Annotated in this window: 15 protein-coding genes; 1 reads left to right on the top strand and 14 read right to left on the bottom strand. The window is 39.7% G+C overall.

The window, feature by feature from the left end; translation table 11 throughout:
• Positions 1 to 2: 2 nt before the first annotated feature.
• The 3 genes from opp3C to PLANO_RS00805 form a co-directional block, all read right to left on the bottom strand.
• A complete protein-coding gene (gene opp3C, locus PLANO_RS00815) occupies positions 3 to 1,061 on the bottom strand; it encodes an oligopeptide ABC transporter permease (protein ID WP_052124267.1) in 1,059 nt (352 codons plus the stop codon).
• Positions 1,058 to 1,987, bottom strand: a complete 930-nt coding sequence (locus PLANO_RS00810; protein ID WP_038702088.1) for an ABC transporter permease — start codon at positions 1,985 to 1,987, stop codon at positions 1,058 to 1,060. Before PLANO_RS00810 ends, opp3C begins: the two co-directional genes overlap by 4 nt.
• A gap of 272 nt (positions 1,988 to 2,259) precedes the next feature.
• Complete coding sequence (locus tag PLANO_RS00805) at positions 2,260 to 3,903, bottom strand: peptide ABC transporter substrate-binding protein (protein WP_038702086.1); 1,644 nt, start codon at positions 3,901 to 3,903, stop codon at positions 2,260 to 2,262.
• A gap of 136 nt (positions 3,904 to 4,039) precedes the next feature.
• Between PLANO_RS00805 and PLANO_RS00800 the strand changes: the two genes are divergently transcribed.
• Positions 4,040 to 4,411, top strand: coding sequence for a DUF3899 domain-containing protein (locus PLANO_RS00800; RefSeq protein WP_038702084.1), 372 nt, complete (start codon positions 4,040 to 4,042; stop codon positions 4,409 to 4,411).
• 233 nt (positions 4,412 to 4,644) lie between these two features.
• Here the strand turns inward: PLANO_RS00800 and PLANO_RS00795 are convergent, their stop codons facing one another.
• Genes PLANO_RS00795 through fliR form a run of 11 tightly spaced genes read right to left on the bottom strand, consistent with a single transcriptional unit; the run spans position 4,645 to position 13,968 of the window.
• Complete coding sequence (locus PLANO_RS00795; RefSeq protein WP_038702082.1) at positions 4,645 to 5,274, bottom strand: NUDIX hydrolase; 630 nt, start codon at positions 5,272 to 5,274, stop codon at positions 4,645 to 4,647.
• A 21-nt stretch (positions 5,275 to 5,295) separates the two neighbouring features.
• Positions 5,296 to 5,994: a hypothetical protein gene (locus PLANO_RS00790; RefSeq protein ID WP_231554742.1), complete on the bottom strand. Its 699-nt coding sequence runs from the start codon at positions 5,992 to 5,994 to the stop codon at positions 5,296 to 5,298.
• The gene (locus tag PLANO_RS00785; protein ID WP_038702080.1) at positions 5,987 to 6,343 is read right to left on the bottom strand and encodes a PilZ domain-containing protein; all 357 of its coding nucleotides are present in this window, start codon (positions 6,341 to 6,343) and stop codon (positions 5,987 to 5,989) included. Before PLANO_RS00785 ends, PLANO_RS00790 begins: the two co-directional genes overlap by 8 nt.
• Before the next feature lie 19 nt (positions 6,344 to 6,362).
• Complete coding sequence (locus PLANO_RS00780; protein WP_038702078.1) at positions 6,363 to 6,800, bottom strand: YaaR family protein; 438 nt, start codon at positions 6,798 to 6,800, stop codon at positions 6,363 to 6,365.
• A complete protein-coding gene (locus tag PLANO_RS00775; protein WP_038702076.1) occupies positions 6,801 to 7,244 on the bottom strand; it encodes a DUF6115 domain-containing protein in 444 nt (147 codons plus the stop codon).
• A gap of 30 nt (positions 7,245 to 7,274) precedes the next feature.
• On the bottom strand, positions 7,275 to 8,033 hold the full coding sequence (locus PLANO_RS00770) for a FliA/WhiG family RNA polymerase sigma factor (RefSeq protein WP_038702074.1): 759 nt from the start codon (positions 8,031 to 8,033) through the stop codon (positions 7,275 to 7,277).
• A 36-nt stretch (positions 8,034 to 8,069) separates the two neighbouring features.
• Positions 8,070 to 8,939, bottom strand: a complete 870-nt coding sequence (locus PLANO_RS00765; RefSeq protein ID WP_038702072.1) for a MinD/ParA family protein — start codon at positions 8,937 to 8,939, stop codon at positions 8,070 to 8,072.
• The gene (gene flhF, locus PLANO_RS00760; protein ID WP_038702069.1) at positions 8,932 to 10,041 is read right to left on the bottom strand and encodes a flagellar biosynthesis GTPase FlhF; all 1,110 of its coding nucleotides are present in this window, start codon (positions 10,039 to 10,041) and stop codon (positions 8,932 to 8,934) included. Before flhF ends, PLANO_RS00765 begins: the two co-directional genes overlap by 8 nt.
• Positions 10,041 to 12,077, bottom strand: a complete 2,037-nt coding sequence (gene flhA, locus PLANO_RS00755) for a flagellar biosynthesis protein FlhA (protein WP_038702067.1) — start codon at positions 12,075 to 12,077, stop codon at positions 10,041 to 10,043. Before flhA ends, flhF begins: the two co-directional genes overlap by 1 nt.
• A gap of 22 nt (positions 12,078 to 12,099) precedes the next feature.
• Complete coding sequence (gene flhB / locus PLANO_RS00750; protein WP_038702065.1) at positions 12,100 to 13,188, bottom strand: flagellar biosynthesis protein FlhB; 1,089 nt, start codon at positions 13,186 to 13,188, stop codon at positions 12,100 to 12,102.
• Positions 13,189 to 13,968, bottom strand: a complete 780-nt coding sequence (gene fliR, locus PLANO_RS00745; RefSeq protein WP_038702063.1) for a flagellar biosynthetic protein FliR — start codon at positions 13,966 to 13,968, stop codon at positions 13,189 to 13,191.
• Positions 13,969 to 13,973: the final 5 nt, after the last annotated feature.

Here is a 13,973-nt window from a genome sequence, read left to right as displayed (position 1 = left end):
CTTTATTTTCTCATTTTCGGATCGAGTGCATCACGCAGTCCATCGCCAAGCAAATTAAAAGAAATCATGATGATGCTGATCACCAAAGCCGGGAAAATCAATTTATATGGGAAATAACGCATGGATTTGTAGCCATCTTCAATCAGTACACCAAGAGATGCCAGCGGCGCCTGTAAGCCAAGTCCGATAAAACTCAAAAACGCTTCAAAGAAAATGGCTGTTGGAATCGTGAACATCACTGTGACAATAATCGGTCCCATGACGTTCGGTAAAAGATGCTTAGAAATGAGTCTTGGGTTTGAAGCACCTAATGTCCGTGAAGCTAAAACAAACTCTTGCCCTTTTAACTGCAATACTTGTCCGCGCACAACACGTGCCATTCCGACCCATCCAGTGATGACCATTGCCAAAATAATGGACGTAATCCCCGGCTCTAAAACTAATATAAATAAAATAATCACGATCAAATTTGGAATCCCCATCAATATTTCAATGATTCGCTGCATGACGTTATCTATTCGTCCTCCGTAAAAGGAAGAGATGCCGCCGTAAATAACTCCAATCACTAAATCGAGTGCCGCTGCTACTAACGCGATAAATAGCGAAATTTGAGTACCTCTCCATACACGTGTCCAAAGATCACGTCCAAATTCATCTGTTCCAAACCAGTAATTGATCTGTACATCTCGCTCTGCATATTCATCAGTGCCTTGCGAGTTCAAGCCATTAAAGCCCATCCATTCCAAGCCTTCAACTTTCGGAGGCAAATTCGAATGCGTTAAATTTTGTTCGCGGTAAGAAAACTCGTTCATTCCAGGTCCGATTAACGCAAGAATAATTAAGAAAACAAGCAAGATTAACGAAATCATCGCGCCTTTGTTTTTAAGTAAACGCTGAAACGCTTCTTTCCAAAAAGAAACAGCAGGCGTTCCGATTTCTTCACTTTTTCGTTGATCGAGTGGTGCCTTTACAAACAAATCTGATGGAATGTCATCATAAGCATATTGGTTTTGCACCTGCAAATCTTGGTGCGGGGGAAGATGCGGTGTATTTTTTGTCATGCTGCTCCCCCTTTATAATTGATGCGTGGATCTAATAGGCTATAGACAATATCGACAACAAAGACGACGAAAATAAATAATGCACTATAGAAAATGGTAATCCCCATAATTACGCTATAATCAAGCACTAAGATCGATAACGTAAATTGTTCACCCAGTCCAGGCACAGCAAAGATTTTTTCAATAACTAACGTCCCCGTCATGATCGATACAGCTAGTGGACCAAGCATAGTCACTACCGGAATAAGCGCATTGCGGATGACGTGCTTGACGATTACTTGGTTTTCTTTTAATCCTTTTGCTCTAGCCGTGATGATGTAATCTTGTCCGATTACTTCAAGCATCTCACTGCGGATAAACCGGGCAACAGTCGCTGTGACGGTCACCGATAAAGCGATGGATGGTAATAGCGTACTGGAGTAGCCTTCCCATAAGGCAACAGGCAACCAGCCTAATTTAACGCCCACATAATACTGCAACAACGCCGCAAAGACAAATGACGGAATCGACATTCCTAGTACGGCCAATGTCACAGAACCATAATCCAAAATAGAGTTATGTTTTAAAGCAGAAACAATTCCAAGTAACAGACCAACAATGGCACCAAATACTAATGCTTGTAAGCCAATAAACGCAGATGGCCCAATACGGTCACTGATCATGCTTGTAACGGTCCGTCCTTCGTGCTGGAACGAATATCCTAAGTCCCCTTGAAGCAAGTTTCCAATGTATTGTATGTATTGCATGGCAACTGGTTGGTCTAGTCCATATTTGGCATTCAAAATCGCCAATTGGCTATCGGTTAATTTTTCAGGATTGGTAAACGGTGTACCTGGTAATAGCTGCATTAAGAAAAATGTTGCTGTCACAATTATGAAAAGTGTAAGAAGCATAAAGCCAATTCGCTGCAGTAAATAACGTTTCATGTGAACACCTCAGTTCTATAGGGTGAAATGAAAAGCGCAAGCTGCCCGATAGATTCGACGGGCATAAGGCGCCTCGGCGAAGCGATGTGTTTTCAATCGCATAGCCGAGGTGGCTTATGACCCCGAGAACCTGGCAGCTGGAGCTAGACAAGCAAGATGCGGGAAAATGATTAAAGAAAACTGCAGTAATAACAATCTCTCGCAACCATCAAAAATACGAGGATGCCCGGTAAACCGGCTACACCCTCGTATCTATAAGCTGCAAACCTGTTTTATTCTTCGATCGTCACCCATTTGTAAGAGAATGAAGCGCCTGTTGGGTGCACTAATAGATTTTTAATTTTGCTTCTCATTAATACTGCTGTTCCATCTTGGTAAAGAGGTGCGATTGCTGCATCTTCTTCTAGCAAGACTTTTTCAATGTCCAATAACATTTGGTAACGTTTTTCAAGATCCGTTTCCGTTCTTGCTGATGCGACTAATTCTTGAATTTTTTCATTTGAATAATCCATACGGTTAGCCGATCCACCTTCTAACCACATATCCAAGTAAGTCATTGGATCGCTGTAATCGGGTCCCCATGAAGATAGAGATAGATCATATTCAATTGCTTTTTCGATTTCTAGACGTTGAGCGAATGGAACGGCTTTAATGTCTAATTTGAATCCTGGAAGGTTGTCTTCTAATTGTGCTTGAATATACTCAGCTACTTTTTTATGATCTTCTGAGTCTGCAATGTTGATTGAGACTGTCACATCTGTAGCTCCAGTTTCTTTAAGTCCTTGTTCCCACAGTTTCTGTGCTTCTTCAACTGTGCCGGTGTTAAAATCTCCGTTTATGTCACGGAAATCTTCGCCCGCTGGAGATTTAAAGAATCCTTTTGGAACGACACCATTTAATGGCGTTGATCCATTCTTCAAAATAACTTCTGTTAAACTTTTTTTGTCGATTGCCATGTTAACAGCTTTACGAATATTTTCATTTCCTAATACCGGGTGAGTATGGTTAAAGCGTAGGAAAAGAATTTCTGGCTCTAAAATAGTTTCAAAGTTTTCATCGTCTTTGTTTTGATCAACCGCTTCTGAACTTAACACGATACGGTCAACTTTGTTTGTTTCGTAAAGGTTGATACCAGCTGCTGGGTCTTTTACAACGTATGCATTGATCGTATCTAACTTAACTGCATCTGCATCCCAGTAGTCAGCATTCTTTTCATATTTCCAACCTTGTTCATGCGTCCAGTCCACTAAAGTGAATGGTCCGTTGAACAGGATGTTTTCTGCTTCTAGTGCATATTGATCGCCTTGTTCTTCAACAAATTTTTGATTTTGAGGCAAAAATGTTGGGAACGTCATTAACGATTGGAACAATGGGTTTGCTGCTTCTAATGTCACTTCCAATGTCTTCTCGTCAATTGCTTTAACTCCTAAGTCTTCTGCATCCATTTCTTCGTTCATTATGGCTTCAGCGTTTTTGATACCCGCTGTTACAAACATGAAATTATAAGGGCTTGCATCTTTCATTACACGTTTCCAAGCGTATTCGAAATCTTGTGCCGTAACAGGATCTCCGTTACTCCAGTTTGAATCGCGCAATGTAAATGTATGGACAGTTTTGTCCTCGTTCTCTGTATGTTCTGTTACTAAAGCTTCGATTGGTTCGTGGTTTTCATCTTGACGATAAAGACCTTCATTAACGTTATTCAGTACCGTAAAGGCAATGCCGTCATGTGCTTTTGTAGAATCTAAAGTAGGGATGTCTGCTGTTGTTGAGATATTTAATACTTGTCCAGCATCTCCTTCTGAGCCGCCACTTTCTTCTTTCGAGCTATCCGAAGAGTTAAAGTTACAACCTGCTAAGAATAAAACAAATGCAATCATGACCATGAAAATTTGCGTTTTTCTATTTCTCCACATATTCCTACCCCCAATTATTTTGATAATTCCTATTAATCATAATTGTTATTTCACAATTAGGCAACAAGATGTTCAAATTTTCAAATATATATCATGCATGGTAATCTTTAAATAAGCACAGAAAGGAATAAACCACATGAATTTTAAGCTTATTTTGTTTTTCGTTTCATTAAGCATCTCCTTTGTTTTGCCGTTCCTTCTATATGAGCAATGGACTCTCGCAACTTGGTTCGACGCTTTATTTTTGATAGGACTTCTATTGATGATGATTTATTCGGGGATGATATTGATTGAAGGTGAGTTTTTTTCAGCGTTTTTAAAAAGCACTAGAAACTTTTTTGCAAAAACAAATAAAAAAGATCAACTTATTCGAGAAAGTGAAAAACGTTCGTTAGAATCCGTAAGTTTTCGCAGAGAATTTCCTCACCGCTCAGCTTTTTTACAAATAGGACTCCTTTTTTCCATTGGTAGCTTACTCGTTTCTTCCGCTATCTATTTCTTGAGTTAGTTAGCTAGATAAAAGAGCACAAGCTATTAAGAGATTGTGCCCTAGGTTTGTCTGCTTTTATAGGATAAGATAGTAAAACCGCGCTGGTCGCTTTGGGGATGACTCCCGCAAAAAGCCAGGAAAACCACCTGTCTTTTTGCTCCGTCTACCCCGTGGACGCGCCATCGCTAACGTCCTTATAAATAGGCGTATTTCAGATGATTAAGTGTTGATGGGATAGAAGTGGTATCCAATCAAATTCGTCTCAACACCAATTCGATTTGCTCAATAATATTCTGCCAGTAAAGAGCGCTATGCGGTACTAAATCCGTTAAGCTAATCTCTTTCTTGAAAGTTTCTTTGCCTTCTAGCGTTGATATAAACCCTTCAACCTCTACTCGGTCTTTTGCTCTTGCGATCAAAGCAGCAAATTCCTCAAAATCAACTTTTGCTATGCCGGATACTTCTTCCTTTTGCAACTCAAACCTTGCGTCATTGTTGTCGTTTTTGTGGTATAAGAAGCAATGGCAGTGCTCGTTGTCGATGAATTTGTCTTTTTTTAATTGATCTTTAATGGTGCCAAGAGCGACCAACTCATTCAAGCTCACGTTTAGCCCTAACTCTTCGCGCACTTCTCGTACGCCATTTTCTACCGATTCGTCTGCTAATAAATGTCCAGCTGCTGTAATGTCAAACAGACCAGGAAAGTCCTTTTTGTCTCTACTGCGTAACTGCAGATAAATAAGGTCCTGATCGTTTTCACGACTCACTACCCAACAATGAAACGTTTCATGCCAATATCCTTTTTCATGAACCGTTTGTCGACTAGCTACACCTTGTGCCACTCTATGTTCATCGTAAATACGTAGTTTTTCGGTCTCCATACTCATTGCCTCATTTTCGTATTATGTGTACCGATTAAAATTTGTCTCGTCTGGTGCAACGTGTTTGATAAATACCAAATCTTCTTCTGTAACATCTGGCACAAAAAACTCAGTACCCCAATGCTCTGAAGAAAAAATATGTTGCTCTTTTTTACTTAAAAACACCGAAAACCACGCTAGTCTTCCATCTTTACCTACGTGATGTGTTAATAAAAAATCAACAATTTCTTCAGTTAATAACCCTATAAAGATTGTCATTTGGCTTTCTTTCGTAATTTCGAATAGCCCTGGAAGTTTAGATGTCAGCTCATCTATATTAGCCGCTTCTTCATTCCAACAATGAATTTCAAACGTGTCTGACTTGGCTAAAAAATATTCCATTAGCAAGAGCCAATAATCGTAATTTCCGCTAACTGGTATTCGATCTTCTCCTCGGTTTCCTTCAAACTCTGTCAGTTCAAATTGCAATTGCGTCTTGAGTTCCATGCGTGGTTCACCTACCTTTTCTTTCTGTACTTCGTTTTTAGATGCATTCGTATTGATTGCTCTCGGTGCTTCTATCGTCTCTATCTTCTTTTTTCTTATTCGCTTGGCTATTACTTCTATTTTTTCTTTGGAAATTCCTTCTCTTCCTAACAAGCACTCCCCAATTTGTTTTACAAATAGAAAAAGAGCAGGCTCAAGGCCTGCTCTTTCTCGTAAGGTTATGGAATTACTCAACTCGAGAACCTTTTCGCTTACGCTTACGCATTTGTGAGTAATTAAGTTGTTTAAATAATTCTGAAGATGTTCCTTGGTCTACAGAAAATTCAACGCCGTATTCTATCATTTCTGCTCCTGTTGACTTCCGAACAACAGTACCCTCTAGCAAAAAGGAACTATCTAGTATTTCAAAGCTACAGTAGAGGCTTTCTTCTAAGGGAATATTAAGCGAAGAAATGAAGAAAAGTCCTCCAGCACTAACATTATAAATTTCAATCGGCAAAAATGCGCCTCTAGAAATTGAAACTTTTCCATTTACAGCTTGATTGAAAATTACCCGAAAAAACTCGCGACGATTTTCTGACATTCGGCCCCTCCATCCTTAATTACATATACAAATTGATCAGTAAGCCTTTAATCTCACCTACTAGATCTAAAGTACCAATACCATCTTCTTCATTATTCAACACTTGGTCTTGAATTTCAATCAATTTCTCATCAATTACTTTAATAATTTGTTGAGGCTTCATACTTCCACCTGGAGAATGGCTTTGTTCATCTGATAAATACAATCCACCGCGCACGGTTTCAGTGATAAATTGTTTTACTGCTTGCTTATAACTCACTAAATTTTCAAATGTTCGTTGGTTTGCTAATTTTTCTCCTTGCGCCCCTACACGTGCCATTAAATGATTTAATGAATCATTTTGCAATTTGGACTGAGAGTTTTTCATCGCATTCGAGAAAAGTTCACTCGCCTTATTGCCTACAGCTTGTTTTGAAAATCGGTCGTTTGGAATTGTGTTTTGGCTGTCGATGCGCACTTACAACACCCCGTTCTCCATAAAATTATCGCGTCGCATATTATTCATATGAATGACCAATTCCACTTTGCCATAATCGATTTGAAGAACTTTAGCGATTTGTCTAGAAGAAAAACCTTGTTTAGATAGCTGCATAATTTTATCAATTTCCATAGAAGTTTCATGTGGAATTTCTACTTCTTGAAATTCGGGCGTATTGCTTTTTTCTAATCGGTCGAGTCGATCTGACAGCTGTGTTTCGCTATTTTTTATATAGGCAATTAATTTATCGTAAAGTTCATCGTTTTCATTTTCAAGCTGCGCTACAAATCGAGACATACTTTCGTATACTTCAGAAGTCTCTCTTCTTTTTCGCTTTTTAGTAATTGTTAGCATTAGTATTAAGATCATGTTCCCCAACAATAAGAAAACACTGATTCCGATCAATAGCCATTCTGTGGTCATCACTCTGTCCTCCAGTTTGTTCGTTAACCGTTAGTAATTATCATGAACAGATAAAATTGAAGCATGTAGACGAAGCATTGCTTTTGAATGTAGTTGTGAAACCCTTGAGACACTGACACCCAAAATTTCTGCGATTTCGGTAAGTTTCATTTCTTCAAAATAACATAGGGAAACGGTGATTTTCTCTTTTTCTGGTAAGCGTTCAATGGCGAGTACTAACGATTCTTTTGTTAATTGGTCGGATAAATGACGTTCTGGTGAATCGGTATGATAATGTTCGCCTGAGCCCCGTTCTTCAAAATGTTCGTCGTCCATTGAAATCATTGTCGATAAAGCGGCTTCAGAGACCGTTTTATTCAGCTCGGCCTTGGTGATGCCTAAATACGCACTCACTTCATCATCGGACACTGAGGTGCTGTTTTGTTGTTCTAACAAGAGATAAGCTTTTTCGATTTTCTTAACTTTGTCTCTTACTGAGCGTGGAAGCCAGTCGCTTTGTCGTAAGCCATCTATAATCGCTCCTCGAATACGCCAAGAAGCGTACGTTTCAAACTTTAAATCTCTTTCAATATTGAATTTGCTTAATGCATCGAGCAACCCTTCATAGGCATAGCTGCGGACATCGTCTTTTTCCACAGTTTTAGGCAAACTGATCATGAAGCGTTGAATCACGTAATCGACCAAAGGAAGATACTGTTCAACCAAGTATTCGCCAGCTTCTGGATCTTGATGTTGTTGCCAATCGCTCCAGTACCCAAGCTCTTCTTTTGATAATTTATGATTCAGCATGATTTTCACCACCATTTCCAAGCAGCCAAGCCGCTCTTATTTAAAAAGAATTTTCATGATAAACCCTTTAAGACCTAATTTATACGGCATACGAAGTTCTAAAAACTCATTAGTCATTTTACGAATCGCTATAGCTGATTCGCTATTTGGATAAGCGAGCATTAGAGCTTGCTGTTTTTTCACAGCTTCTGGTATGTGCGAATCGCTCGGTATAGATCCGAGTATACCGATTTCTTTTTCTAAAAATTGGTGAGCTGCCTGCTTAAAGTTTTCGGCAGTACGCTGTCCTTCTTTAATACTCGTGCATTGATTTACTACTAGCTTCATATGAACATTTGGATCTTTTCCGTGAACCATCTTTACAATCGAATAAGCATCGGTAACAGATGTTGGCTCGGGCGTCGTTACAAGAATGACGTCATCGGCAGCGAGTATATAGCGAAGATTCTCGTAAGATAAACCCGCTCCTGTATCCAAAATGATATAGTCTACTTTTCCTTGTAACGTACTTAGTTCTTGGAAAAACTTCTGCAGTTTAAAATCATCCATTCGGAACATATCATTAAAGCCGTTTCCACCTGAAATAAATAACAAGCCATTGGGTCCTTCTTCAATGATGTCATGGGCTGATAAATCTTTTTCAATCATGGAAGCAATCGTTTCCCGTGGCATCCGGCCAAGCAAGACATCAATATTGGCAAAACCAAGATCTACATCAAAAATCAATACTTTTTTATTTTGTTCGACTAAGCTTAAACCAAAATTCAGGGCGAAATTTGTCTTGCCCACACCGCCTTTGCCACTTGTGACGGCTAATACGCGCGTTTTTTTATTAGATTTCGCTTCAGCTTTTTCCAACTTTTTCGCTCTCATCTTTTCTCTCAACTGATTCGCCTGATCAAGCATGGTTTTCTTCCCCCATAATAAAGTCCGCTGCCAATTCAGGAGTTAAGGGCAATATATCATCCGGTACATTTTGTCCATTCGCAATGTGGCGAATTGGAATGCCGTAATGACAAATCAAGTTCATGATGGCTCCTGCAGAACCAGTTTCATCCTTTTTGGTTAAAAGTATTTCATCCATAGAGATCGACCGGAAATTTTCAATGATTTTTTTCATGTCTTCATATTTTGCAGTCAGGCTCAAGACTAGATGAATTTGTACATCGCTATTTGGTGGCAATAATCGTTTAAGTTCTTCGATATACTGCGTTTGCTGATAATTTCGTCCTGCTGTATCCATCAAGATGATGTCACAGTCTTGAAAATCGGCAATTGCTTTTGTAAGGTCTGCTGAAGACTCTACAACTTTAACTGGGATGTTTAAAATGCTTCCGTAGGTTTTTAGTTGTTCAACTGCTGCAATACGGTATGTATCCGCGGTAATTAATCCTACTTTTTTATTTTTCGCTAACATATGACCGGCTGCAATTTTTGCGATAGTCGTTGTTTTCCCGACTCCTGTAGGTCCGATAAAACAAATAATTTTTGGGTCATCCTTAAAAGGGTCTGTTTGGTTCTCTTTCATCATCGCCACTAATTCTTCGCGGCTCGTTTGCCACATCACTTCTGGTGATTGCTCTTTATTTAAATCAATTTTTGCCATCAATTTTTCAAACAAGCTTGCTTGGATATCTGCTGCTACTTCTTGTTGCACCAATTGTTCTTTTAGTACTTGAAGTGCTTTAGGGAGATGCTCTTCTTTTATTTGCTGCACCATAAACTGTTTGATGTTTTTTAATTCATTGATCAGTTCAGCTGATGAATCTGTTTGAATTTCAACTTCTTTAGGCGACTCTGGTTTTGGAGATTCTGGCTTTTCGTATTTTGGTGAAGCGACTGGGTCAATTGCCGCTGTAACTTCCAGTTTATCCTTACGGAAAAACCCTAAAAATCCACCAGTTTTTATTTTTTTCGTGTTCAATATTAAAGCATCTGGGCCAAGATCTTTTTTGATTAGCGGAATTGCTTCGGCCATCGTACTGACAATATATGTTTTCAGTCTCATTAGATATTCACCACTCCAACACTTTGAATTTCAACGTCAGGCTCTAACTCGTTATAAGAAAGTACCGGTAAATCAGGGGCAAATCGCTCGACAAACTGTCTCATGTAAATACGGATGGCCGGAGACGTTAGCAAAATTGGCTGAACGCCGGTTTGTTGAAGCTGTGATGCTTGTTCTGTAATCTTTTGGAAAATGGTTTGCGAAGATTCTGGGTCGATTGACAAATAGTTGCCTTGTTCTGTGCGATGAACAGAATCTGCGAATTTTTTCTCTAAACTTGCTCCTGCCGTTATAACTTGCAGCGGCTCTTTTTGCATTGCGTATTGCAAAGTGATTTGACGAGACAACGATTGACGAACATATTCCGTCAATAAATCACTATCTTTTGTTTGAGTCGAATAATCAGCTAAGGTTTCTAAAATCGCTAATAAATTGCGAATCGATACTTTTTCTTTCAATAACTTCATCAGTACTTTTTGCACTTCACCTATGGTCATCAAGTTTGGCACTAATTCTTCTACTACCGCTGGTGCCGTTTCACGCATGTTTTCAATAAGCGATTTCACTTCTTGTCTACCGATCAATTCATGCGCATGACGTTTAATCACTTCGGTTAAATGCGTTGATACGACAGAAGGTGGATCGACAATCGCGTAGCCCGCCATTTCCGCTTCTTCTTTCATATCTTCATCAACCCATAACGCTGGCATGCCAAAAGCCGGCTCAATAGTTTCGATGCCTTCAACTGATTCGTCGTCAACGCCCGGGCTCATAGCCAAGTAATGATCGAGCATAATTTCGCCTGACGCTACGCGGTTGCCTTTAATTTTTATCATGTATTCGTTTGGTTGTAGTTGGATATTGTCACGAATGCGAATAACCGGAACGACAATGCCAAGCTCCATTGCACATTGTCGACGAATCATGATGACGCGATCGAGTAAATCGCCTCCTTGGTTTTTATCCGCAATCGGAATCAGTCCATAGCCAAATTCAAATTCAATGGCATCTACATGCAATAAATCAATGACGCTTTCAGGACTTTTCATTCCTTCGATTTCTTTATCGTCTTTACTTACTTCAAGTTCTTGTTTTTCTTCCGACTTCAAAGTTCGTTGCATTTGGAATGCACCGTAGGAGATCACTCCCGCAATCGGTACCACTAACATTGGGCTAATCGGTGTAAAGACCGCAAACATCACTAAAGTTCCAGCAACAATATAAAGCATTTTCGGATAAGCAAATAGTTGTTTTGTGATATCAGACCCTAAGTTGCCGTCTGATACCGCACGTGTCACAACAATACCCATCGCCGTTGAAATCAACAATGCCGGAATTTGCGAAACTAACCCATCTCCGATAGATAATAGCGCAAACAATTGAGCTGCTTCTCCAAACGGCAAGCCGTGGACGATAACTCCAATTAGCAATCCACCAATAATATTGATGATGGTAATAATAATGCCGGCAATGGCATCTCCTTTAACGAATTTACTAGCACCATCCATAGCTCCGTAGAAATCCGCTTCTGAGCCGACTTTTTCACGACGGTTTTTAGCTTCTTGATCTGAAATCATACCAGCGCCAAGATCGGCGTCAATACTCATTTGTTTACCAGGCATCGAATCGAGCGTAAAACGTGCAGCAACTTCTGCCACTCGCTCTGATCCTTTCGTGATAACAAGAAATTGAATAATAACCAAGATCAAGAACACTAAAATACCGATAATCGCGCTGCCGCCGACCACAAACGAACCAAATGTCTCGATAACTTGTCCACCGGTTTGGTTGGTTAAAATCGATCGGGTTGTTGATACGTTCAATCCTAAACGAAATAAAGTTGTTAATAGCAGTAAGGTAGGGAAAATAGAAAATTGCAGGGGTTCTTTTGTATTCATCGCTACTAACAAGATTGTTAAAGCGAGACTAATATTGATCATGATTAATACATCTAATAAGAGCGGCGGAAGAGGGATGACCATCATCACCACAATCATAATGACAGCTACCATGATGGCATAATCTCTAAATTTCACGCGGGTCCCCTCCTCTTCCTAATTATCGAACTTTTCCTTTTAAACGGTAAATATATGCTAAAACCTCAGCCACGGCGAGAAACAGTTCTTCCGGTACAGCATCCCCAACTTCAACTTGGGCATACAAGGCACGTGCAAGAGGCTTATTTTCCATCGTCACAATTCCAAATTCTTTCGCTTTTTCTTTAATCTTTAAAGCGAGATGATCTTTCCCCATCGCAATGACGATTGGGGTTTCCATTGTTTCGGCATCGTATTTGATGGCGACAGCGTAATGAGTTGGATTGGTGATCAATACATCTGCGCTTGGCAAATCTTGGATCATTCGGTTCATGCTCATTTGGCGTTGCTTGTCTTTTATTTTAGATTTGATGAGCGGATCGCCTTCCGCTTTTTTGTATTCATCTTTAATGTCTTGCTTCGACATTTTAATGCCTTTTTCAAATTCGTACTTTTGATAAATATAGTCGAGAATCGACAAACTAAGTAAAATAAGTCCTGCAATCAAGCCCATTTGAAAAACTAACGAGCCGATAAAAGAAAACGAATGCCCAACACTCTTTTGTGACAAGGTAAATAATTCATCTTTGCCAATCCACAAAACGCCAAATGCAGCGCCACCAATAATAGCAATTTTCAAGAGCGATTTCCCTAGTTCAACAAGTGCACGTACTGAAAATATTCGTTTCGCGCCTTTAATAGGATCTAATCGTTCAAACTTTGCCATAATGGGATCTGACGAAAAAATGACACCCACTTGAATAAAATTTCCTAAATAACCAAATACCATTCCAACGAGCATGATCGGGACCATTAACCAAAAGGCATTCATGGCCATTTGTTCAAACAAAGTCCGAATCGTGGCCGGTGTTATTTCCCAGGAAATATATTGGGTAAAATGAATGCGGTAAATGGCCAAAATCCGGTCCAACATCCAACCGCCCAGTGAGTTTAAGAGTACAATCCCACCGATAATAATCATAGCGGCCGCGACTTCAGGACTTTTAGCAACTTGTCCTTTCCGCTTGGATTCCTGACGTTTTTGCGGCGTTGCTTTTTCAGTTTTTTCACCGGCAAAAAATTGCAGATCCAATGGATATCGTTTCACCACTTACGTTCCCCCTAATATACTGATCAGTTGCGCCATGCTCTCCAAGAGTTTCTCAAAGAGAATCTGCAAAATATAGAAAAACACAGGCATCGTCAGGAAAAGCATGATAAAACCGACAAAAATCTTTAACGGCAAACCAACAGCAAATATGTTTAGCTGAGGCACTGTTTTTGCTAAAATTCCAAGCGCAATATCTACTAAAAACAACGCACCCACAATCGGCAACGCAATTTGCAGCGCAATCATAAACATTTCCGCAAACAAACTGGTCATAAACTGTGCAATATCTTCAGCTTTTACAGAAACAGCTAATCGCTCTACCGGAAAAATACGTAAACTTTGCATGACACCATCGAGCATTAAATGGTGACCGTTTACCGTGAGTAAAAATAATAACGCCATCATGTACTTGAAATGACCAATAATCGGTACTTGTGCCCCTGTTTGAGGATCCAATACATTGGCCATAGAAAAGCCCATTTGAAAATCGATAAAAGCACCTGCAATTTGAACTGTATATAAGATTAAAGCAGCTGTGAAGCCAAGTGCTAAACCAATGGCAAGCTCTTTTATGATTAACAACAGATACGTTGAGTCTAAAAGAATGGTTTCTCCCATTGGCAAGGTCGAAACCGCGACAAAGGCTAAAAATGCGGCGATGCCCACTTTAAATTGATTGGGTACACCACGCATCGAGAAAATCGGAGCGAGCAGAAAAAAACCAGTTAAACGAATAAGCATGAGTAAGAAGTAAGGCAGTATGTCAAAAATATTCTCCATGTCCG

This window comes from Planococcus sp. PAMC 21323 (assembly GCF_000785555.1).
GTDB lineage: Bacteria > Bacillota > Bacilli > Bacillales_A > Planococcaceae > Planococcus.
The sequence above is the reverse complement of the archived record's forward strand: the minus strand, read 5'-3'. Positions and strand labels throughout refer to the sequence as shown.